We start from the raw sequence: 20,652 nt of genomic DNA on the forward strand, positions 1-20,652 counted from the left end.
CCACCACGCACCAGGAAGGTGTCCCCCCGTGGAAAACGGCGCCGCCCAGCCCGTGATTGTCGCCATCGACGGCCCCTCCGGCACGGGCAAGTCGAGCACGTCGAAGGCCGTGGCGGCCCAGCTCGGCCTGAGCTACCTCGACACGGGCGCGCAGTACCGGGCGATCACCTGGTGGATGGTGACCAACGGGATCGATACCGACGACCCGTCGGCGATCGCCGCGGCGGCAGGCAAGCCCGACATCGTCTCCGGCACCGACCCGTCGAACCCCACGATCACGGTCGACGGCGCGGACGTGGCCGCCCCGATCCGCACCCAGGAGATCACCACCAAGGTCAGCGCGGTCAGCGCGGTGAGCGAGGTACGCGCCCGGATCACCGAGCTGCAGCGCTCCATCGCGGCCACCGCCGAGCAGGGCATCGTCGTCGAGGGCCGCGACATCGGTACGACCGTGCTGCCCGACGCCGACCTGAAGATCTTCCTCACCGCCTCGCCGGAGGCACGCGCCGCCCGCCGCAGCGGTGAGCTGAAGGGCGCCGACGTCAACGCCACCCGCGAGGCCCTGATCAAGCGGGACGCGGCCGACTCCAGCCGGAAGACCTCGCCGCTCGCCAAGGCCGACGACGCGGTGGAGGTGGACACCACCGCGCTCACGCTGGCGCAGGTCATCGAGTGTGTCGTCACGCTCGTCGAGGAGAAGCGGGCCGCGAAGTGAGCGTTGCGTCCGTACCCTCGGAGAAGGGTGCCGAAGTCGGCAGACGTATCGGCGTCGGCCTGATGTACGGGCTGTGGAAGCCGCGCGTGCTCGGCGCCTGGCGGGTCCCCGCGACCGGCCCGGTGATCCTCGCCGTCAACCACTCCCACGTCATCGACGGCCCGATGGTCATGGGCGTGGCGCCCCGGCCCACGCACTTCCTCGTCAAGAAGGAAGCCTTCATCGGGCCGCTCGACCCCTTCCTGCTCCGCATCGGGCAGGTCAAGGTGGACCGCGACACCACCGACCGCACGGCGATCATCCAGGCACTGGGCGTGCTGGCGGACGGCGGCGTCCTCGGGATCTTCCCGGAGGGCACCCGCGGCGAGGGCGACTTCGCCGCACTACGCGCCGGGCTCGCGTACTTCGCCGTACGCGGCGGTGCCCCGATCGTCCCGGTCGCCGTACTGGGAAGTTCCGACCGGCCCGGACGGTTGATAAAGGGGCTGCCCCCGCTGCGCAGCCGGGTCGACGTCGTCTTCGGCGACCCCTTCGAGGCAGGCGACGGCAGCGGACGACGTACGCGCAAGGCGCTCGACGAGGCGACCGAACGCATCCAGAAGCAGCTCACCGCACACCTGGAAAACGCCAGGCGCCTGACCGGGCGCTAGGCGACACTGAGTAGTGGATCAACCGGACAAATGAACCGGGTGTTCCACCGATCACCACGATGAACGAGGTACGGACTTCATGAACGACCACATCCACTCCGACGGCTCGGGCGAGGAGCACGACCACGGAGCGCTTGGCGATGCCGAGTACGCGGAGTTCATGGAGCTCGCCGCGGAAGAGGGCTTCGACGTCGAGGACGTCGAGGGGGCCATCGAGGCGGCCGGTCACGGACCGCTGCCCGTGCTCGCCGTCGTCGGCCGGCCGAACGTCGGCAAGTCGACTCTGGTGAACCGCATCATCGGCCGCCGCGAGGCCGTCGTCGAGGACAAGCCCGGCGTCACCCGCGACCGCGTGACCTATGAGGCCGAGTGGGCGGGCCGCCGCTTCAAGCTCGTCGACACCGGAGGCTGGGAGCAGGACGTCCTCGGCATCGACGCCTCCGTCGCCGCGCAGGCCGAGTACGCGATCGAGGCCGCCGACGCGGTCGTGTTCGTCGTGGACGCCAAGGTCGGCGCGACCGACACCGACGAGGCGGTCGTACGACTGCTGCGCAAGGCCGGCAAGCCCGTCGTGCTGGCCGCCAACAAGGTCGACGGCCAGAGCGGCGAGGCCGACGCGGCCTACCTGTGGTCCCTGGGCCTGGGCGAGCCGCACCCCATCTCCGCGTTGCACGGCCGCGGCACCGGCGACATGCTGGACGCCGTCCTGGAGGCCCTGCCGGAGGCGCCCGAGCAGACCTTCGGCACCGCTGTAGGCGGTCCGCGCCGTATCGCCCTCATCGGCCGCCCGAACGTCGGCAAGTCCTCGCTGCTGAACAAGGTGGCGAACGAGGAGCGCGTCGTGGTCAACGAAGTCGCGGGCACCACGCGCGACCCGGTCGACGAGCTGATCGAACTCGGCGGCGTCACCTGGAAGTTCGTCGACACGGCGGGTATCCGCAAGCGCGTCCACCTCCAGCAGGGCGCCGACTACTACGCCTCGCTGCGCACCGCGGCCGCCGTCGAGAAGGCCGAGGTGGCGGTCATCCTGATCGACGCCTCCGAGTCCATCTCGGTGCAGGACCAGCGCATCGTCACCATGGCCGTGGACGCGGGCCGCGCGCTCGTCCTCGCGTTCAACAAGTGGGACACCCTCGACGAGGAGCGCCGCTACTACCTGGAGCGCGAGATCGAGACCGAGCTCGCCCAGGTCGCGTGGGCGCCGCGGGTGAACGTCTCGGCGCGCACCGGACGCCACATGGAGAAGCTGGTCCCGGCGATCGAGACGGCCCTGGCCGGCTGGGAGACCCGCGTCCCCACGGGCCGCCTGAACGCCTTCCTCGGCGAACTGGTCGCCGCCCACCCGCACCCGGTCCGGGGCGGCAAGCAGCCGCGCATCCTGTTCGGCACCCAGGCCGGCACCAAGCCGCCGCGGTTCGTGCTCTTCGCCTCCGGCTTCATCGAGGCGGGCTACCGGCGCTTCATCGAGCGCCGCCTGCGCGAGGAGTTCGCCTTCGAGGGCACCCCGATCCACATCTCGGTGCGGGTGCGCGAGAAGCGCGGCAAGAAGAAGTGACGTACGCATGAGGAGGGGCGGCCCCGAACGGGGCCGCCCCTCCTCATGTCTCAGACGCCTCTGCGCGGCCCCGGCGGCAGTGCCGCCGGAACGTGCTGCATCCCGGTGCTGTGCTGCGCCCCGATCTGTCCCACGCGCTGCCACTGCGACTGCTGGCGGGCACTGTAGGCCCCCGCGCTGTAGGCGCTGTACGCGTTGCTGAACGAGCCCGTAGCGTGCGGGATGTTCCCGAAGGCGGTGAAGCCCAGCTCGTCCTCACCGCTGCGGTCACCCGGCAGCGAGCGGAACGACTTGACGTACTCGGCGTAGAGCGCGTCGTAGATCGGCGTGGCCGAGGGGCCGCCCGAAGAATCCTGAGCCACTCGCGCAGACGGGAGCGACGGGAACTGGCGGCGCGGAACATCGTAGGTGTGCACGTATGTCCAAACGACCCCGAGCCTCATGAGATGCGGTTGTCCAGCGGGCTTTAGGGCGCGGGGCCGCATCGATGTGCGGCTCCGCCGCGTGGGCGCGACACGTCACGGACCACCCGCAGCCGCCGACGCATCCGCAGCCCCCTCCCACCAGGCGCAATCACGTACCGGCAAGCGGCATCGCGGCCGCGACCAACTTCCCGTTCGCCGCGGCCTTGTCCAGCGCGTCCCGCAGCAGATCCTCCCGGGGCTGCCGACCGATGGACCCCACCGGCGCGGCGAACATCAGCACCTGCTGGTGCTTGTTCGCGGCGGCCCGCCAGCTCTCCGTGACCTGAAGCGGCTGGTGCGCCTGCCACCACGCCACCGGCTGCCCGCCGTTCGCCGAAGGCTGAAGCACCGCGTGCAGCTGCCCCGCGGCCAACAGCACCGACCACCCGTGCAGCACGGACGGCGCGGAGTCGATCGCCATCAGCGGCATGAAGCCCTGCTCGATGAGCAGCGGCAGGAAGTCGTCGCCGGCCCCCGTGGCACCGGGTCGCACGATCGGCGCGGTCGGCTCGACCACCAAGGCCGGGTGCAACTCCCCGGCGATCAGGACAAGTCCGCTGGTCACGCCGAGCACGGCCTGCTCGGGTGCGATCTTGTCCGGCTCCAGGTCGACGGTGTCGCCGGTGATGGACTTCACCGCCCCCTGGAGCTGCTCCTCCGTGACCTGGACGACCTGGGAGGGCAGACAGCTGGCGTGGGCGAACGCGAGGACGGCGGTCTCGTCGCCGATGAACAGGACGGTGCTGGTGCGCTCCTGTTCGGAGTTGCCCTGGGTGCGGCAGGACGTGCAGTCGTAACTGCCGGGGGTGTTCTCTCCGGCGAGCAGCCGGTCGGCTTCTTCGTCGCCGATCTCGGCGCGTACCTCGTCGCTGACGTCGAGCATGCGCGGCACGGGTGGCTCCCTCGGGATGTGGTGCGTGACGGGACCGGGTGGCTCCCGGCCCGTGAACCGGGTGGGTCCCGGGCTCATGAAGAAGACAACGGCCGATATGTGGCGGGGGTCACGCTCCACGGCGAACGGAATCGAACCAGCCACAGCGCAGCGTCACCCTTGGTGCGGAATCCGGCACTCATCGTCAATTCCTCGGATGTCCAAGGAAGTTGCTTCGGTGAGGTGAGTCACAGATCACCGAGGTGGCTGGTCGATAAATCAGGAAATCGGCGGATGAAGTGGGTGGCCGAAAAGTGCCGATACCCAAGGTAACGGCGTACTGGCCTGGAGTGACAAGCGGTTGGTTGATACCGGGCGGTCACCCTCTCTACATTCCTCGGCCGTGTGCAACGAGCACCGCTCGGGTTCGTCCGCCGGCCGTACCAAGCCAGCTCACAGCACAGCCTCCGGCGGACGGGGCGGAGCACGACGAACGCGTACGACACGCGGGCGTCGCGCCTCGCCTTGGGGGACCCCGGGTCCGTCGGGAGGGAACTTCATGTCCGAATGTGCCGATACCACTCGCGACAACGTTCGCAAGACCCGTACGACGGCGGTCCTCGCCGGGGCGGCACTGTTCGCCCCGCTCGGGCTGCTGGCCGCGACCGGCAACGCCGCGGCGGCGGACGGCGGGGTGTGGGACCGCATCGCCCGGTGCGAGAGCGGCGGCAACTGGCACATCAACACCGGAAACGGCTACTACGGAGGACTCCAGTTCTCCGCGTCCACCTGGCGCGCGTACGGCGGCACGGTCTACGCCCCGACCGCCGACCAGGCATCCAAGTCCCAGCAGATCGCCGTCGCCACCGAGGTCCAGCGCGCCCAGGGGTGGGGCGCGTGGCCGACCTGTTCGGCGCGGGCCCAAGCGGCCGGGAGCGCACCGGCGGCTCCCGCGGCCGGCTCGGCCTCCGGGTCGGGATCGGGATCCGCGACCTCTGGGGCGGCCACCACCAAGTCGGCTCCGTCGAAGGCGCCGGAGCGCTCGACCCAGAACACGACCCGCGGCTCGTCCCGCGGTGACTACACCGTCCGCGCGGGTGACACGCTGAGCACCATCGCCGCCCGGCACGGGACCACCTGGCAGCGGCTCTACGCAGCCAACAAGGCCGTCGTCGGCGGGGACCCCGACGTGATCGTGCCCGGGCAGCGCCTCGACCTCTGAGCCGCTCCCCCTCCCCGGGTACGGGGCCCCACCCGGTCCGCCGACCGGGTGGGGCCCCTGGGCGCACCGGACGCGCCGCAACGGCCGTGCGGCACGGGCTGCCTAGCTTGGGCCGATGCACCCGAAGCCGATCAAGTTCGCTCTGGCCACGGCCCTGCTCTCCGTCCTCGCGTCCGGGGTCGCGTCCGCGGCGCAGCCACCGGCTCCCGGTACGCCCTCGAAGCGTGCGTCCTCCGCGTGCGCCGCCGACCAGTGGCCCTGGGGCTGCATCGCCGAGTGCGAGAGCGGCGGGCGCTGGCACATCAACACCGGAAACGGCTACTACGGAGGTCTCCAGTTCGGACAGCCGACCTGGCAGCACTTCGGCGGCCTGGAGTACGCCCCGCGCGCGGACCTCGCCACCCGGAGGGAGCAGATCGCCGTCGCTCAGAAGGTGCTGGCCGTGCAGGGGTGGGAGGCGTGGCCGGTCTGCTCCAGGAGGTGCGGGCTCAGGGGCCTTATGGACACGGTGAAACACGGCGACACGCTCTCGTTGATCGCCCGCAAGTATGGTGTGAAGGGCGGCTGGCAGGCGCTGTACCAGGCCAACAAGGACACCATCGGCCGAGTTCCGGATCGGCTGATCGTCGGCACACTCCTGGTCATCCCGAAGGGCTCTGCCCGAGCCTCCGCTGTGTTCGGTCCGCCGCTTCCCGCATCCGGAACTCGCCGGCCTCTCCGCTGAACACCACGCTCCCGCGGCGCAGTTCGTACACCACCGCCGCCCGCCCGTGCAGGACGGGCGGCAGCCGCTGCTCGGCTACGACCACGCACGCGTCGAGCGCGGCCAGCAACGTGTATGTGCGGGCCGCGACCGCGGGTGACATGCCCTGCGTGGGCTCGTCGACGAGCACCGCGCGCGCGCGTGCCAGCAGCGCACGGGAGAGGGCGAGCATGCGCTGCTCTCCGCCGGAGAGGGTGCCGGCGCGGCGCCCGAGCAGAGGCCCGAGCTGCGGATAGGCGTCCACGGCGATGTCGTATGCCGGGGCCACGAGTTCGAGGTTCTCGCGCACGGTGAGGGAGCCGAACACCGCCTGCCGTTCGGGGACCAGGCAGAGGCCGCGGCGGGCCCGCTCGAACGCCGGTACGCGGGTCACGTCGGTTCCGTCCCAGAGCACCGCGCCGCCGGACAGCGGCACGGTTCCGGCCAACGCGCGCAGGACGGTCGTACGGCCGGAGCCGTTGCGGCCCAGCAGGACGGTGACGCCGGGGCCCGGGGCGGCGAGGGTGACGCCGTGCAGGGCTTCCAGGGGGCCGTAGCGCACGCGCGCGTGGCGCAGTTCCAGGGCCGCGGTCATGCGGGCGCCTCCTGGGCGCGGAGGGCGTCGAGGACGCGGGCGGGCGGGCCCGAGGCGATGATGCGGCCCGCTGCCATCACGTGCACGACGTCGGCCAGGTCGGCCACCAGGTCGAGGTCGTGCTCGACGACGAGCAGAGCGGTGCCGTCGGCGGCGAGAGCCCTCAGGACCTTGGTGAGTGCGGCGACTTCGGCGGTGTCCAGGCCGGCGGCGGGTTCGTCGAGCAGCAGCACACGCGGGCCGCCCGCCAGGGCTCTGGCCAGTTCTACGCGGCGCAGGGTGCCGGTCGGCAGGTCGGCGGCGGGGAGCGCGCGGACGGGTCCGTCGAGCCCGAGCAGCCTGAGCGCCCGCTCCACTGCGCCGGGATCGGTGACGCGTCCCTGCTCCGCACCTACCCGAACGTTTTCGGCCACGGTCAGCGACGGGAAAACGGCCAGTTGCTGGAAGGTGCGGGCGATGCCGAGCCGTGTGCGCGCGTGCGCGGCGAGTCGGGTGACGTCCCGTCCGTCGAGCAGAACCTGCCCGTGCGAGGGGCGGTGCGTGCCGGCGAGGCAGTGGAAGAGGGTGCTCTTTCCGGCGCCGTTGGGGCCGACGATCGCGGTGACCCGGCCGGGGGATACGTCGAGGTCGACTCCGTCGAGGGCGGTGAAGCCGTCATAGCGGGCGTGGAGGTGGCGGGCCGTGAGGGTGGGTGCGGGTGCGGGTGGCCCTGGTGGGGGCGGAGCACCGTCGGCGGGTTCGGGTGGCCCGTGTGGGTGGTCGGCGCCTTCGGTGGGCGCTGCATCCCTGGGGACGGCGGCCGCCGTCCGCCCCGTCGGCCTGGCGGCAGGCGGTTGCTGCGCCGGTCGCAGTCTCGCCCGTACCCGCTCCCCCAGCGGGGTCAGCGTCGTCCTTCGCCGCAACCGCAGCCGTCCCGCCGCCGTCCGCAGCGCCTCGTACGGGCCTCCGGGGAACCGCCCGACCAGCACCGCCAGCACCCCGATCAGCGCCGCCGCCACCCCGCCCCGGGCGCCGGCGTCGAGCCCCACCAGCAGTGCCGCCGCGGCCAGGGCGCCCAGGGTGCTGTCGGCGCCCAGGACGACGACCGCGGCGAACCAGAGCAGGCCGCGGACGGGGTCGTAGGCGCCGGGGTCGAAGGCGCGCAGGCCCATGCCGAGCATGCCGCCGCCGAGCGCGGCCAGGGCGGCGCCCGCGACGAAGGCGAAGAGCTTCAGGGACGGGACTTGGACGCCCGCCGCCGACGCGCCCGCCTCGTGGTCGCGCATGGCGGCGAGGGCCCGGCCGGTGCGGCCCCTGCGCAGGGCGTGCGTCGCCAGCAGGGCGGCCGTGAGCAGGAGCAGTTCCAGGACGTAGTACGCGCGGTCGCCGTCGAAGCCGGCCGGGCGGCCCGGCGACAACCCGGAGACGGCGTACGGCTGGGCGAAGACGAAGCGGCTCACCCCGACGCCCACCGCGAAGGTCGCGAGCGCGAGGGCCAGGCCCCGGCGACTGATCGCCGGCCAGCCCGTCAACAAGCCCAACGGGGCGACCAGGAGGACCGCCACGGCCAGCGCGGCCAGTTCGGGGAGGCGAGGCAGTCCCGGGAAGCGCCCGGCCGCCAGCAGGGCCGTGAAGAGCGCGCCCAGGCCCGCGTACGCCGCCTGCCCCAGGGAGATCTGGCCGCCGCGGCCGGTGACCACCACCAGGGACAGCAGCACCACGCCCAGCGCCGGCACCTGGACCGCCGTATGCAGGTCCGAGCCCGCGAGGCCGAGCGGCAGCAGGAACAGCACGGCGGCCACGATCCAGGCGCCCGGCGGCGTCGGCACGCGCGCGGTGGCCGTGCGCGGCAGCGCGTCGCGTGTGCCGATCCGGGGGAGTGCCAGCGCCGCGATCAGCAGGGCCACGACGAAGAGGTTGGCGCCGACCGCCTGGAGCAGGGGTTCGCGCCAGCCCGAGGGGTGCAGTCTCGTCAGCTGGCTCTGCGCCACCCCGATGCCGAGGGCCACCGCGACCGCGACCGACAGGCTGCGCATCCGGGCGGCCACCGCGACCGCCACCACCTCCATGACCAGCAGCGGCAGACCGTACGGGTCCAGGCGTACGTACGGCGCCAGCAGCACGCCCGTCAGACCCGCCGTGAAAGAGCCGAACGCCCAGCCCGCCGCGGCCACCCGGTCTGCGTCGATCCCGCCGAGCACGGCGAGTCGCCGGTCGTCCACCACGGCCCGCAGCTCCCGCCCGAAGCGGGTCCAGCGGATCACCGTACCGACGCCGACGGCCAGCACCACGACCACCGCCAGCTGCCCCCACGGGTCCGCCGACACCAGCTCCGGAGCGTCGTCCCGGGCGCCCTGTCCCCACACCAGCGCGGCCCCGCCCACCAGCAGCACGAACACGCCGATGGACGCGACCAGCGTCTGTGCCGGGTCGCTGCCCAGCTCCGACAGCGGACGGAAGACGAAACGTTCCAACGCCATACCGAGGCCCGGCGCCAGCACGAGCAGCGTGAGAGCCGCCCCCGCCCACAGCGGCCAGTCCCACTCGACCACGCACTGCCGCAGCACGTACGCGCACACCATCGCGATCGCGCCGTGCGCGAAGTTGAGCACGCCGGTCGCGCGGTACGTCACGATCAGGCCGATCCCGGTGAGGGCGGCGGCGCTGCCGACCGAGAGACCGGCGAGCGTGAGGTCGTACGTCAGGGAGGACATCAGGGCGGACATCAGTCGGTTTCTTCTGTGGGCTCGCAGATGGGGCACGGGCCCAGTTCGCCGCTCGCCACCAGCTTGGAGTCGACCGGCACGGCCTCCGCCTTCCCCGCGACCAGTGGACAGTCCGCGCGGTGCCACAGCGTGCCGCCGGGCACCATCAGCAGGTCCCCGCTGACCAGGGGCGCGAACGCCGCCTGCCCGGGCTCCTCGGCGTCGGCGGGCTCCGCGGCCACCAGGAGGCCGTACAGCTCCTCCACGCGGGCGGCGGCGAGCGCGCCCCGGCCGTGGGTGAGGAGCACGGCCCCGGCGATGATCAGCGCCGCTCCGGGGACCGTGCAGGAGGCGAGGTAGGGCAGCTGGCGCTCGGCGTAGCGCTCGCCCGAGACGCCGTACCAGCCGAGGACGCACAGCACCGCGCCCGCGGCGAGCGCGGCCCAGCCGGCCCACAGGACGGGATGTACGGTCCGCAGTCGGGCTGTCCGCATCTCTGGCTCCCACACGTCGTGTGTCTGGCTGCCTGGCCAAGTGCGCCGATGGCTTGCACTATGCCTTCTGGAAGCTGACCCTGAAAGCACCGGGCGCCCATGGCCCGGACCGACACCCGGTGGTGAGCCAGATGGTTCTCGGGAGCGACCTCAGGCGGGGCAACGGCAGCCGATGGCTGGTGGCGGTGGTGTTCCTTCTCGCCTCGGCCCTCACGGCGTGTTCGGACGACAGCGGCGGCGACGAGACCACCCCGCCCTCGCCCTCGGTGGAGACGTCCACCAGCGCGGAGCCGAGCGCGACAACTCCGGACGACCCCGCGGCGGCCGAGCGGCAGATCAAGCAGAACTGGCAGAAGTTCTTCGATCCGGCCACGTCCACGAAGGACAAGCAGGCCGTCCTGGAGAACGGCGACCGGATGGGCCCCGTCCTGCAGGCGTTCAGCGGTGACCAGCGCGGCGGGCAGGTGCAGGCCGAGGTGACGAAGGTCGAGTTCACCTCGTCGACCGAGGCGACGGTGACGTACACCCTGATGCTGAACGGCGCCACCGCCCTGCCGAACGCCTCCGGGACGGCCGTCGAGCAGAACGGCACGTGGAAGGTGTCCGTCAACACGCTCTGCGCGCTGGTCGGCATGAGCGGCAATGCCTCGGCGTCGGCTCTCCCCGGCTGCTGAGACCGCTGCCGCGCTGCTGTTGCTCCTCGTGGGCACGGCCTGCGGCAGCCGTCTGCCGGAGAGCGACTTCGAGCGCGACGGCCGGACGAACGCCCCCGGCCGGGCGACGCCGATCCGGGTCGGCATCATCACCAGTGCCACCAGCCCGGTCGGCGGCAACGCCTTCACCGGCCCCCGCGACGGAGCCAAGGCCTACTTCGAGCGACTCAACGCGCGCGGGGGCATCGACGGCCGCCCGGTGGAGGTGCGCCTGTGCGACGACGGCGGCAGCGGCGTCGGCGACAACACCTGCGTCCACAAGCTGATCGACGAGGACAAGGTCGTCGCCCTGGTCGCCACCACCGCCCTCGACTACGAGGGCGCCTCCCGCGTCTCACGCGCGCGTGTGCCCGACATCGGCGGCCAGCCCATCGGTGCCGCCTACGACACCTGGCCGCACCTGTACGGCATCTACGGCAGCCTCGCGCCCCGCGACGGCACGACCGGGTGGGACGGCGAGCAGTACGGCGGCACCGAGGTGTACCGCTACTTCAAACGCGAACACGGCGCCCGCACTGCCGCCGTCGTCTCCTACAACCAGGCCGCGTCCGCCGCCTACGCCTCGCTCGTCGAGCGGGGGCTGAAGGCCGAGGGCTACCAGGTGGTCACCGAGCAGGTCGACTTCGCGTTGCCCAACTTCCGTGCCGTGGCGGCCGACTTGAAGGAACAGGGCGCCGACCTCGTCTTCGACGCCATCGACAGCCACGGCAACGCCCGGCTGTGCGAGGCGATGGACGACGCCGGAGTCGAGGTCACCGCCAAGGTCACGAACGTACAGAACTGGACGTCCACCGTCCCCGAGGACTACAAGGACGCCCCGCGCTGCCGCAACGCCCTGTGGGCGACCGCGTCCAGCCGCAACTACGAGGACACCGGCCACAAGGCCGTACAGGAGTTCCGGTACGCCACGAAGGGCCTGAAGACGCACTCACAGTGGCAGTTGGAGGGCTGGGCCGCCGCGATGTGGTTCACGGACGCGGCACGGTCCTGCCCCCGAACGGGCGTCACGCGCGCGTGCGTGGACGCCTTCATGAACCGCGGCGAGGCATACACCGCGGACGGCTTGCTCGTCCCGGTCGTGTTCGAGCGGCAGCCCGAACCGCCGAAGACCCGCAGGACCTGTCTGTCGGTGGCCCGCTGGCAGGACGGCCGGGGATGGGTGTCCCAAGGGGACATGGACAACACCTGCTTCGACGTTCCACAGCTGCCGTATCGGCCGTGACGGCGATGGCAAGGAGGCCGTGACAGGCAACCAAAACGTTCGGACGGCGGTCTAACCCGACAGTACTGATCCAAGGGAGGATCCCCGTCGCATGACGATGCCCGCTCCGCGGGTCGCACCGCTGCGCGCCGACTGCGTCGCCGACTCTGCGGGCGGACTGACGTTCGACGTCACCGCGCGCGGGACGAACGGCGTGGCGCACCTGGTGCTGCGCCGGCGGTCGGGCTCGAGCCCGACCAAGGGCGGGGGAGGGGACGAGGAGGTCAGTCTGCCGCTGACCCCGGCCGCGGACGGCCGGCTGCGGGCCGCCCTGCCCAGCACTGTCGCCCTGCCCGAGGGCCGCTGGGACGCCTACGCCTGCTTCGCCGGGGGCGAGCCCGAGCGCCTCGCCCCCGGCGCCACCGACCTGCGCTCACTCGCCGCCCGCACCCCGAGCGGATCCCGCGGTCACGTCGCCGTCCGTATCCCGTACGAGACCCGGAAGGGCAACCTCACCGTCCGCAGCTGGCTGCGCGCCCCGCATGCCGAGGCCGGCGAACTGCGCGTCGGCCGCGCCGGGTTGACCGTCCAGGGACGGGTGTACGGCACCGGCTTCGCCCCGGACGCGTACGCCGAACTGCGCGACCGGCACGGCCCGGACCCCGCCCGGCGCACCGAAGTCGCCGTCGACCAGACGACGTTCGGTTTCTCGGTGGCGTACGCGCGCCTGGCGCCCGGCATCTGGGACCTGTGGCTCAGGCCCGGCGGAGAGGCCGGGCCGCGGGTACGCATCGCACGGCTGCTCGACGACGTCGCCGACAAGAAGCCCGTGTTCACCTATCCACGCGCACGCGTGCCGACACCGGACGGACCGGTGGAGGCGGGGCCGTACTACACGCGCGACAACGACCTGTCGGTGTCCGTGAGCCGAGCCCGCTCCTGCTGACGCCCCTTGCGGACAGACACTGTCCGCGATCGCTGGCAGACTCGCCCGCATGTTGGAGACCTCGGCACGACTGCTGCGCCTGCTCTCGCTCCTCCAGGCCCACCGCGAATGGTCCGGCGCCGACCTGGCCGACCGCCTCGGCGTCACCCCACGCACGGTCCGCCGGGACGTGGACCGGCTGCGCGAGCTGGGCTACCCCGTCAACGCCAGCCCCGGCACCGGCGGCGGCTACCAGCTGGGCGCGGGCGCCGAGCTGCCGCCGCTGCTCCTGGACGACGACGAGGCCGTGGCGGTCGCCGTGGGGCTGCGCACGGCCGCCGGACAGGGCATCGACGGCATCGGCGAGACCTCGGTCCGGGCCCTCGCCAAGCTGGAACAGGTCCTGCCGGGCCGGCTGCGCCGCCGGGTGAGCGCCCTGAACGCCTTCACCGTGCCGATGCTGCGCGGCCCTGTGCCCTCGTCCGTCGACCCGGCCGTCCTCACCGAGCTCGCCAACCTCTGCCGGGACGCCGAGCGGCTGCGCTTCGAGTACCGCGATCATGACGGCACCCCGACCCGCCGCAGCGTCGAACCGCACCGCCTGGTGTGCAGTGAGCGTCGCTGGTACCTCGTCGCCTGGGACCTCGACCGCGACGACTGGCGTACGTTCCGCGTCGACCGCGTCACCCCCAGGCCGCCGCACGGGCCGCGCTTCGAACCGCGCCGGCCGCCCGCCGACGACCTCGCCGCGTACGTCTCCAAGGGCGTCTCCACGCGCGCGTACGCCTCACACGCGGTCATCCGGCTGCTGGTGCCCCTGGAGGAGGCGGTGGAGCGGGTCTCGCCCTCGGCGGGCACGCTGGAGGCCTCCGACGAGCACAGCTGCATCCTGCGCACCGGAGCCGCGAGCCTCGACGTGATGGTGATCCACGTGATGATGCTGGGCTTCGAGTTCGAAGTGCTGGAGCCGGCCGAGCTGACCGAGGCGGTCAGGACGGCTCGCGACCGGCTTGCTCGCTCTTTGGCTCGGGCTGGGGAGTCACCGCGGCGTACTCCGGATGATGCAGATCGAACGCCGGGGACTCGGAGCGGATCCGGGGCAGTGTGGTGAAGTTGTGCCGGGGCGGCGGGCAGGAGGTCGCCCACTCCAGGGAGCGGCCGAAGCCCCAGGGGTCGTCGACCTCGACCTTCTCGCCGTACTTGGCGGTCTTCCAGACGTTGTAGAGGAACGGCAGTGTCGAGATGCCGAGCAGGAACGCGCCGATCGTCGAGATCGTGTTGAGCGCGGTGAAGCCGTCGGCGGCGAGGTAGTCGGCGTACCGGCGTGGCATGCCCTCCGCGCCCAGCCAGTGCTGCACCAGGAACGTGGTGTGGAAGCCGATGAACAGCGTCCAGAACTGGATCTTGCCAAGCCGTTCGTCGAGCATCTTGCCGGTGAACTTCGGCCACCAGAAGTAGAAGCCGGCGAAGGTCGCGAAGACGACCGTGCCGAAGACGACGTAGTGGAAGTGCGCGACCACGAAGTACGTGTCGGTGACATGGAAGTCCAGCGGTGGCGAGGCCAGGATCACCCCGGTCAGACCGCCGAACAAGAACGACACCAGGAAGCCGGTCGCCCACAGCATCGGCGTCTCGAAGGACAGTGAGCCCTTGAGCATGGTGCCGGTCCAGTTGAAGAACTTCACGCCCGTGGGCACCGCGATCAGGAAGCTCATGAACGAGAAGAACGGCAGCAGCACCGCGCCGGTGGCGAACATGTGGTGCGCCCACACCACCATCGACAGGCCGGTGATCGCCATCGTGGCCGCGACCAGCGTCAGATAGCCGAACAAGGGCTTGCGGCTGAAGACCGGGATGACCTCGCTGATGATGCCGAAGAACGGCAGCGCGATGATGTACACCTCGGGGTGCCCGAAGAACCAGAACAGGTGCTGCCACAGGATCGCCCCGCCGTTGGTCGCGTCGAACACCTGTGCGCCGAACCGCCGGTCCGCCTCCAGGACCAGCAGCGCGGCGGCGAGCACGGGGAACGCCATGAGGATCAGGATCGACGTGAACAGCGTGTTCCAGACGAAGATCGGCATCCGGAACATCGTCATGCCGGGGGCGCGCATCCCGACGATGGTGGTGATGAAGTTGACCGCGCCGAGGATCGTGCCGAAGCCGGCCAGCGCCAGACCCATGATCCACAGATCCGGGCCCACGCCGGGGGAGTGCACGGAGTCGTTGAGCGGCGCGTAGGCGAACCAGCCGTAGGCGGCCGGGCCGGACGGCACCGCGAGCGAGCCGAGCACGATCAGGCCGCCGAAGAGGAACAGCCAGTACGACAGCATGTTCAACCGCGGGAAGGCGACGTCCGGTGCGCCGATCTGCAACGGCATCAGCTCGTTGGCGAAACCCGCGAAGCTCGGGGTCGCGAACAGCAGGAGCATGATCGTGCCGTGCATCGTGAAGAGCTGGTTGAACTGCTGGTTGTCCACGATCTGCAGACCGGGCCGGGCGAGTTCGGCGCGCATCAGCAGCGCCATCACACCGGCGATCAGGAAGAACGCGAACGACGTGATCAGGTAGAGATGGCCGATCTTCTTGTGGTCGGTGGTGGTAAGCCAGTCGACGACCAGCCGCCCGTGCTGCTTGGTCGCCACGGGTCCTGCCGTCGCCTGCACGGTCTGCGTCCCCATCGCTCGCTCGCCCCTTCGCTCGCCCTGCCCCGGGCCCGCTGAAGCCCGCGCCACGCGTACCCACGACCTCACGCCATGATGCGCGCGTCGTCGCGTGCTCCGACAGGGGGGTACGGGGGGTCTGTGCCAAAACCGTGCATTTCTTATGCGGCATCAGCGCCCGCGGGCCCCCGGCGGAATCGGGCGGGGAAAGGGGTCGGGAACGGTACTCCCGGAACTTTCCGCCGGTATTTTCCCGCAGTCCGCGCGACACGCGAGAATTGCGTTCGAATACCTGCGGAAGGACTACGGAACCGCTCGAACGTGTGACGGCCCGCCGTGGCAGCGGCTGATGTCGCGGCGGCCGAATGGGGCGTCGTGATTCTGTGACAGAAGCGTGACAGGGGAGGGATACATGACTCCGGGTGCGCGGCCCGGGCTTCCCCCGGCCGCCGGACAGCGCCTAGCGTGGCCGTATGGCACCCATTCCGACTCCTCCAGCCGAACCCCAGGACAGTCCGGACACCTATGTCGGCCTCGACGCCGACCGAGCCGAACGGCTCGCGCGCGAGCGGGGGTGGTCGACGGTGCGCTCGCTGCCGCCGGGGGCGATCATCACCATGGAGTACCGCGTGGGGCGGCTGAACTTCGAGGTGAAGGACGGACAGGTGGCCCGCGCCTGGAAGGGCTGACCCATCGACCTGATGACCCGAGGACCCGCCCACGGCGACGGCCCCGGCTCCTGGGAAGGAGCCGGGGCCGTCGCCGTGGGCGGGTGGGACGGTGCGTACCGGGCCCCGCGCTGCCTCGGATCAGCCGCCTGTCAGGGGACGGGCCGTCGAGGCCGTACCGCGCACGACGCGGTCGGTCGGAGCCGGGCGGCGACTGCCGACCGGGGTGACCGGTGTGCGTTCCGAGCGGGCCGTGTGCGGGCCCGGGGCCAGGTAGGCGGGCGCGCGGGCTGCCGCGGCACGGGCCGCCGTCTCGTTCTGGGAGGCCGGGCGCGGCTTGAGCCGCACAGGGGTCTCGACGGGCGACAGGGGCGCCGGTGCCGTCATGCCGCCGCGTGCGCGCCAGCGGTCGCGCAGATCGAAGATCCCGTCCTCGGCGCGGGCGATCAGTGGCTCGAACCACGGCAGCGCCAGCAGGACCAGCAGGCCCGCGACCCAGCCGAGGAGCACGTCGCTCAGCCAGTGCGTACCGAGGTAGACCGTGGCCATGCCGACGCCGAGCGAGGTCACCGCGGACACGGCGGACAGCCAGCGGCGAGCTCTCGGGGTGGAGGCCAGATAGGCCAGGATTCCCCAGGTCACGACGGCGTTGGCAGTGTGGCCGCTGGGAAATATATCGCCGCCCAGACCCATCTCGTTCGAACCGATGGCGGTCGCGTAGTGGGGTCCGAGTCTTCCCATGCCGATCTTGGCGGCACCCACCGTGATGTTCAGCAGCAGCAGCGACGCGCCCAGGGCCAGCAGCGGCCGCAGCGTGTGCTGCCGCCAGGAACGCCAGCCCAGCCAGGCCGCGACCATCACCGCGGTCGGGCCGCGCTGGCCGAGCACCACGTAGTAGTCGACGAACCAGTGGATGCCGGCCCACTGCTGGTACGGGCGGAAGAACATGACCTGCCAGTCGAGACGGACCAGCCATGAGGTGATCACCACGAGCCATACGATCGCCAGGTAGAAGGCCAGGGTTCCGGCGAGCAGCGCGACCCGGTGACGGCTCATTTTCGGCACGTCGATGTTGGCCGGCCGTTCCGGCTCCCGGTCCAGCCTCGCGAACACCCGGTCCAGACGGGTGAGGTTTAGTTCGGTACGCACCCAATCGACGTTACAGCGAGTGAGCTCAGGTCCCGGGCGAATCCACGGCTTTGTGATGACGATGTGATGTGGGATTCCTCTCAGGGAGAGGTTTACTTCCAGCGATTCCGTAATGTCGGCCGCCGGTGCCCGTCAATTCCTTTGATCGTTCTGGGTTGCGGTTTTATTTGGCTTATGAATTCGTTCACCAAATCATGGGGTGGAATTCTCCGGGCGCTCACGGTGTCCCGGCGGCGGTCACGATGGATGTCAGGGCGGGCCGGAGCCGTTCAGCCAGAACGCCCCGTACAGGGCCGATGCCGCGGCGACCGCCCCGATCACCAGGGCCGACCTGCGCGTACGCGGCCGGGCCAGGGCCAGGGCGAGCGGCAGCAGCAGGGGGAAGGCGGGCATCAGCAGGCGCGGTTTCGAGCCGAAGTAGCTCGACGCGCACAGGGCGAGGACGGTGACGACACCCGCGTACACCAGGAGCGGGAGCGGCTGACGCTGCCGTACACAGACGACGTACAGCCAGACGACCAGCCCGACCCCGACGATCAGCCCGAGGCCCGCCAGGGCCGACGGAAACGACGTGAACTTGTCGGCGACGAAGCGGGTGAAGGCCTGGCCGCCGTCGAATCCGTTGCGCCAGCCGGCCTGGACGTCGAGGTAGCCGAGCGGGCCCTTGCCGGTGCGGTGGCCGACCCACAGGACGTAGGCGGCGGCGCCGAGGGGAGCGAGGAGCATGCCGAGGGCGCGGCGTGCGCCAGGGGCGCGTCCTTCTGAGTGCGCGCTGTCCGGTCGCGCCGGGCTACGGTCCGGCACGGACGACGCAGTTGCGGCCGCGCTCCGGTCCCGCAGGAAAGCCGCGATCGCCGCCGCCCACACCGCGGCGACGACCGCGAGGCCCACCGGCCGGGTCAGGCCGGCCAGCAGGGCCAGGGTGCCCGCCGTCAGCCAGCGGCCGGTCAGGGCCGCGTACAGCGACCAGGCGGCCAGCGCCGTGAACAGCGACTCGCTGTACGCCATCGACTGCACGATCCCGACGGGGAGCACGGCCCACAGCAGCACCGCGCAGATTCCCGCCCGACGGCCGTAGACGTGATCGGTGACCGTGAAGATGCCCCAGGCCGCCGCCACCGAGGCGAGCAGGGCGACGGCGAAGCCCGCGTCGGCGTACGACAGCGGGGTCACGGCGGCCAGTAGCCGCTCCAGCCACGGCAGCAGCGGGAAGAACGCGAGGTTCGAGTGCACGTCGCCGTTCGGCAGGCGCACCTCGTAGCCGTAACCCAGCTCGGCGACCCTCGTGTACCAAAGAGCGTCCCAGCGGGCCGTCAGCAGCGTGTACGCGCTCTTGTCGCGCGCGGCGCTCCACAGGGCCAGCGCGAGCAGCCCCAGGGCGCGTACGGCCGCGTACCCGAGGAGGGCCGGCGCCGCCCGGCGCAGGCTCGGGGCGCCGGGCGGGGCCGCGCGCGTCTCAAGATCGGTCACGGGCCCGATTATCGACGGCGTACGGAACCGGACGGCCTGCCGGGGCGCGGTCGCGAGTGAGGGGAGTGGCGTACGCCACACGCGTTCCCCGCAACCTCTGAGAGGTCCGCCACTTGGTACCGGCACGAACTCGCGTACGCTGACGTGTCACTCGCCTTCGTTGCGCGGGCCGGAGACCACCGCTCCTCTCCGGCCGAGTCATGGGGAGTCCCCACCCCGTGAGCCCCGCCGAACGCGAGGGAACATCTGGGAGGTACGTACATGTCCGGGACGACCACGGCCGGCGCTGCGCTGCGCCGTCGGGCGGCCGGGGCCGGTGCCAACCGCTGGGTCGTCCTCGTGGTGCTCTGTGCCAGCCTGCTCCTTGTCGCCCTCGACGCGACCGTGCTGCACGTGGCGGTCCCCGCCGTCACCGAGGACCTGAAGCCCGGCGCGATAGAACTGCTCTGGATCGTCGACGTCTATCCGCTCGTCTGCGCCTCGCTGCTGATCCTCTTCGGCACCCTCGGCGACCGTGTCGGCCGCAGACGAGTTCTGTTGCTGGGATACGGACTCTTCGGCGTCGCCTCGGCCATGGCCGCCCTCGCCGACACCGCCCAAGTGCTGATCGTGGCGCGGGCGCTGCTCGGTGTCGGCGGCGCGATGATCATGCCCGCGACGCTGTCGATCCTCCGCCAGGTCTTCCCCGACCGGCGTGAGCGGGCGCTCGCGATCGGTATCTGGAGTGCGGTCGCGGCGGTCGGCGCGGCGGTGGGCCCGCTGCTCGGCGGCTTCCTCCTCGAGCACTTCTGGTGGGGCTCGGTGTTCCTCGTCAACATCCCGTTGATGCTGATCAGCCTGCCGATCGGGCGGTTGCTGCTGCCCGAGTCGAAGGGGAAGGGACACGGGCCCTGGGACGTGGTCGGGGCGCTGATGGCGGCGGCCGGGCTGTTCTGCCTGGTGCTGGGTGTCAAGCGGCTCGGCAGTGGGGATCTGGACCCGTTCACGCTGGTGCCGCTGGTGGTCGGTGCGGTGCTGATCGTCTTCTTCGTGCGGCGTCAGCGGCGCCGGGCGCATCCACTGGTGGACCTGCGGATGTTCGCGCGGCCGGCGTTCAGCACGTCGGTGGGGTGCATCGTGCTGGCGATGCTCGCGCTGGTCGGCCTCGAGCTGATCGCGGCGCAGTACCTGCAGCTGGTGCTGGGGCTGTCTCCGCTGGAGACCGGTCTACGACTGCTGCCGCTGACCGTCGCCGCTATGGCGGCGGGTCTTGCGGGGGCGCGGCTGCTGCGGCGGTTCGGGCCGCGGCGGATGGTGAGCTGCGGTTTCTGTCTGACGGCGGTGGCCGTGCTGCTGCTGACGGCGATGGGCGGCGAGGACAACACGGGTCTGCTGCTGTTCGGGTTCCTGCTGCTGGGCTTCGGGCTGGAGACGACTCTCTTCGGGGCGTACGAGTCGATGCTGAGCGAGGCTCCGCCGGAGCAGGCGGGTGGGGCGGCGGCGATAGGGGAGACGTCGTACCAGCTGGGCGCGGGCATCGGTATCGCGCTGCTCGGCAGCGTGATGAACGCGGCGTACGCGCCCGGGGTGTCGTCGGTGCCGGGGGTTCCGGCGTCGGCGTCGGCGTCGGCGGGACATTCGCTGGGCGAGGCGTACGAGGTTGCCGGGCGGCTCGGGGGGTCGGCCGGGGTGGCCCTGCGGCGGACGGCTCGGGACTGTTTCGTGCACGGGCTGCATGTGACGTTGCTGGTGAGTGCGGGGTTGTTGCTGCTGGGGGCGGTGATGGCGTTGCGGTTGCCGCGGGTCATGCAGTGCGGGGAGGTGGGCGCGGTGGAGGTGCCTGCACCTCGGGAGGTCGCGGAGTCCCGCGTCTCCGCCTGACGCAGGGCGTC

Annotated in this window: 18 protein-coding genes and 1 pseudogene; 11 read left to right on the forward strand and 8 right to left on the reverse strand. The window is 71.5% G+C overall.

Features of this window, described 5'->3' with window-relative positions; all coding sequences use genetic code 11:
• Positions 1 to 28: 28 nt before the first annotated feature.
• The 3 genes from cmk (at position 29) to der (ending at position 2,920) form a co-directional block, all read left to right on the forward strand.
• Positions 29 to 715 (forward strand): (d)CMP kinase, encoded by a 687-nt coding sequence (gene cmk, locus ACFYO2_RS36025; RefSeq protein ID WP_388357823.1) that lies wholly within the window; start codon positions 29 to 31, stop codon positions 713 to 715.
• 62 nt (positions 716 to 777) lie between these two features.
• Positions 778 to 1,365 carry a lysophospholipid acyltransferase family protein gene (locus ACFYO2_RS36030; protein ID WP_388358066.1) on the forward strand — a complete coding sequence of 196 codons (588 nt, stop codon included), beginning with the start codon at positions 778 to 780 and terminating at the stop codon, positions 1,363 to 1,365.
• Between the two features lie 79 nt (positions 1,366 to 1,444).
• Positions 1,445 to 2,920, forward strand: coding sequence for a ribosome biogenesis GTPase Der (gene der / locus ACFYO2_RS36035; RefSeq protein WP_388357826.1), 1,476 nt, complete (start codon positions 1,445 to 1,447; stop codon positions 2,918 to 2,920).
• Between the two features lie 50 nt (positions 2,921 to 2,970).
• Here the strand turns inward: der and ACFYO2_RS36040 are convergent, their stop codons facing one another.
• Positions 2,971 to 3,336 (reverse strand): hypothetical protein, encoded by a 366-nt coding sequence (locus ACFYO2_RS36040; RefSeq protein WP_388357829.1) that lies wholly within the window; start codon positions 3,334 to 3,336, stop codon positions 2,971 to 2,973.
• A gap of 157 nt (positions 3,337 to 3,493) precedes the next feature.
• Complete coding sequence (locus ACFYO2_RS36045; protein ID WP_388357832.1) at positions 3,494 to 4,276, reverse strand: hypothetical protein; 783 nt, start codon at positions 4,274 to 4,276, stop codon at positions 3,494 to 3,496.
• A 538-nt stretch (positions 4,277 to 4,814) separates the two neighbouring features.
• On the opposite strand from ACFYO2_RS36045, the gene ACFYO2_RS36050 reads away from it, so the two are divergent.
• Both ACFYO2_RS36050 and ACFYO2_RS36055 read left to right on the forward strand, forming a co-directional pair.
• Positions 4,815 to 5,477 (forward strand): transglycosylase family protein, encoded by a 663-nt coding sequence (locus ACFYO2_RS36050; RefSeq protein ID WP_388357835.1) that lies wholly within the window; start codon positions 4,815 to 4,817, stop codon positions 5,475 to 5,477.
• Between the two features lie 115 nt (positions 5,478 to 5,592).
• On the forward strand, positions 5,593 to 6,201 hold the full coding sequence (locus ACFYO2_RS36055) for a transglycosylase family protein (protein WP_388357838.1): 609 nt from the start codon (positions 5,593 to 5,595) through the stop codon (positions 6,199 to 6,201).
• Here ACFYO2_RS36055 and ACFYO2_RS36060 read toward each other — a convergent pair.
• From ACFYO2_RS36060 to ACFYO2_RS36070, 3 genes are read right to left on the reverse strand one after another with little or no spacing between them, the layout of a single operon-like run.
• Positions 6,119 to 6,814 (reverse strand): ATP-binding cassette domain-containing protein, encoded by a 696-nt coding sequence (locus tag ACFYO2_RS36060; RefSeq protein WP_388357841.1) that lies wholly within the window; start codon positions 6,812 to 6,814, stop codon positions 6,119 to 6,121. The genes ACFYO2_RS36055 and ACFYO2_RS36060 overlap by 83 nt on opposite strands.
• On the reverse strand, positions 6,811 to 9,507 hold the full coding sequence (locus ACFYO2_RS36065; RefSeq protein ID WP_388358069.1) for an ATP-binding cassette domain-containing protein: 2,697 nt from the start codon (positions 9,505 to 9,507) through the stop codon (positions 6,811 to 6,813). The genes ACFYO2_RS36060 and ACFYO2_RS36065 overlap by 4 nt, the downstream gene beginning before the upstream one ends.
• A gap of 11 nt (positions 9,508 to 9,518) precedes the next feature.
• Positions 9,519 to 9,992: a hypothetical protein gene (locus ACFYO2_RS36070; protein ID WP_388357844.1), complete on the reverse strand. Its 474-nt coding sequence runs from the start codon at positions 9,990 to 9,992 to the stop codon at positions 9,519 to 9,521.
• Positions 9,993 to 10,123: 131 nt separating this feature from the next.
• Here ACFYO2_RS36070 and ACFYO2_RS36075 point away from each other — a divergent pair, with 131 nt between their 5' ends.
• The 4 genes from ACFYO2_RS36075 (at position 10,124) to ACFYO2_RS36090 (ending at position 13,942) form a co-directional block, all read left to right on the forward strand.
• A complete protein-coding gene (locus tag ACFYO2_RS36075; RefSeq protein WP_388357847.1) occupies positions 10,124 to 10,666 on the forward strand; it encodes a hypothetical protein in 543 nt (180 codons plus the stop codon).
• On the forward strand, positions 10,635 to 11,927 hold the full coding sequence (locus ACFYO2_RS36080) for an ABC transporter substrate-binding protein (RefSeq protein ID WP_388357849.1): 1,293 nt from the start codon (positions 10,635 to 10,637) through the stop codon (positions 11,925 to 11,927). The genes ACFYO2_RS36075 and ACFYO2_RS36080 overlap by 32 nt, the downstream gene beginning before the upstream one ends.
• Before the next feature lie 91 nt (positions 11,928 to 12,018).
• Complete coding sequence (locus ACFYO2_RS36085) at positions 12,019 to 12,852, forward strand: hypothetical protein (RefSeq protein ID WP_388357852.1); 834 nt, start codon at positions 12,019 to 12,021, stop codon at positions 12,850 to 12,852.
• A gap of 49 nt (positions 12,853 to 12,901) precedes the next feature.
• Positions 12,902 to 13,942, forward strand: coding sequence for a helix-turn-helix transcriptional regulator (locus ACFYO2_RS36090; protein WP_388357855.1), 1,041 nt, complete (start codon positions 12,902 to 12,904; stop codon positions 13,940 to 13,942).
• Positions 13,943 to 13,985: 43 nt separating this feature from the next.
• Here the strand turns inward: ACFYO2_RS36090 and ctaD are convergent.
• Positions 13,986 to 15,512 (reverse strand): annotated as a pseudogene (gene ctaD / locus ACFYO2_RS36095) (cytochrome c oxidase subunit I); the annotation flags it as partial.
• A 455-nt stretch (positions 15,513 to 15,967) separates the two neighbouring features.
• Between ctaD and ACFYO2_RS36100 the strand changes: the two are divergent.
• Positions 15,968 to 16,183, forward strand: a complete 216-nt coding sequence (locus tag ACFYO2_RS36100; protein WP_388357857.1) for an I78 family peptidase inhibitor — start codon at positions 15,968 to 15,970, stop codon at positions 16,181 to 16,183.
• A gap of 120 nt (positions 16,184 to 16,303) precedes the next feature.
• Here ACFYO2_RS36100 and ACFYO2_RS36105 read toward each other — a convergent pair whose 3' ends face one another.
• Entirely contained in the window at positions 16,304 to 17,311 is a 1,008-nt protein-coding gene (locus ACFYO2_RS36105; protein ID WP_388357859.1) for a phosphatase PAP2 family protein, read from the reverse strand.
• Positions 17,312 to 17,560: 249 nt separating this feature from the next.
• Entirely contained in the window at positions 17,561 to 18,781 is a 1,221-nt protein-coding gene (locus tag ACFYO2_RS36110) for a hypothetical protein (RefSeq protein ID WP_388357862.1), read from the reverse strand.
• A gap of 261 nt (positions 18,782 to 19,042) precedes the next feature.
• On the opposite strand from ACFYO2_RS36110, the gene ACFYO2_RS36115 reads away from it, so the two are divergent.
• Positions 19,043 to 20,641, forward strand: coding sequence for an MFS transporter (locus ACFYO2_RS36115; RefSeq protein ID WP_388357865.1), 1,599 nt, complete (start codon positions 19,043 to 19,045; stop codon positions 20,639 to 20,641).
• Positions 20,642 to 20,652 lie beyond the last annotated feature (11 nt).

The organism is Streptomyces sp. NPDC006602 (genome assembly GCF_042870385.1).
Taxonomy (GTDB): domain Bacteria; phylum Actinomycetota; class Actinomycetes; order Streptomycetales; family Streptomycetaceae; genus Streptomyces.

Coding starts and splice junctions, on each gene's coding strand:
- der (WP_388357826.1), top strand. CDS start 1,445: ATGAACGACCACATCCACTCCGACGGCTCGGGCGAGGAGCACGACCAC.
- ACFYO2_RS36070 (WP_388357844.1), bottom strand. CDS start 9,992: ATGCGGACAGCCCGACTGCGGACCGTACATCCCGTCCTGTGGGCCGGC.
- ACFYO2_RS36080 (WP_388357849.1), top strand. CDS start 10,635: ATGCCTCGGCGTCGGCTCTCCCCGGCTGCTGAGACCGCTGCCGCGCTG.
- ACFYO2_RS36090 (WP_388357855.1), top strand. CDS start 12,902: ATGTTGGAGACCTCGGCACGACTGCTGCGCCTGCTCTCGCTCCTCCAG.
- ACFYO2_RS36085 (WP_388357852.1), top strand. CDS start 12,019: ATGACGATGCCCGCTCCGCGGGTCGCACCGCTGCGCGCCGACTGCGTC.
- ACFYO2_RS36075 (WP_388357847.1), top strand. CDS start 10,124: ATGGTTCTCGGGAGCGACCTCAGGCGGGGCAACGGCAGCCGATGGCTG.
- ACFYO2_RS36050 (WP_388357835.1), top strand. CDS start 4,815: ATGTCCGAATGTGCCGATACCACTCGCGACAACGTTCGCAAGACCCGT.
- ACFYO2_RS36060 (WP_388357841.1), bottom strand. CDS start 6,814: ATGACCGCGGCCCTGGAACTGCGCCACGCGCGCGTGCGCTACGGCCCC.
- ACFYO2_RS36100 (WP_388357857.1), top strand. CDS start 15,968: ATGGCACCCATTCCGACTCCTCCAGCCGAACCCCAGGACAGTCCGGAC.
- ACFYO2_RS36030 (WP_388358066.1), top strand. CDS start 778: ATGTACGGGCTGTGGAAGCCGCGCGTGCTCGGCGCCTGGCGGGTCCCC.
- ACFYO2_RS36055 (WP_388357838.1), top strand. CDS start 5,593: ATGCACCCGAAGCCGATCAAGTTCGCTCTGGCCACGGCCCTGCTCTCC.
- ACFYO2_RS36115 (WP_388357865.1), top strand. CDS start 19,043: ATGTCCGGGACGACCACGGCCGGCGCTGCGCTGCGCCGTCGGGCGGCC.
- ACFYO2_RS36065 (WP_388358069.1), bottom strand. CDS start 9,507: ATGTCCTCCCTGACGTACGACCTCACGCTCGCCGGTCTCTCGGTCGGC.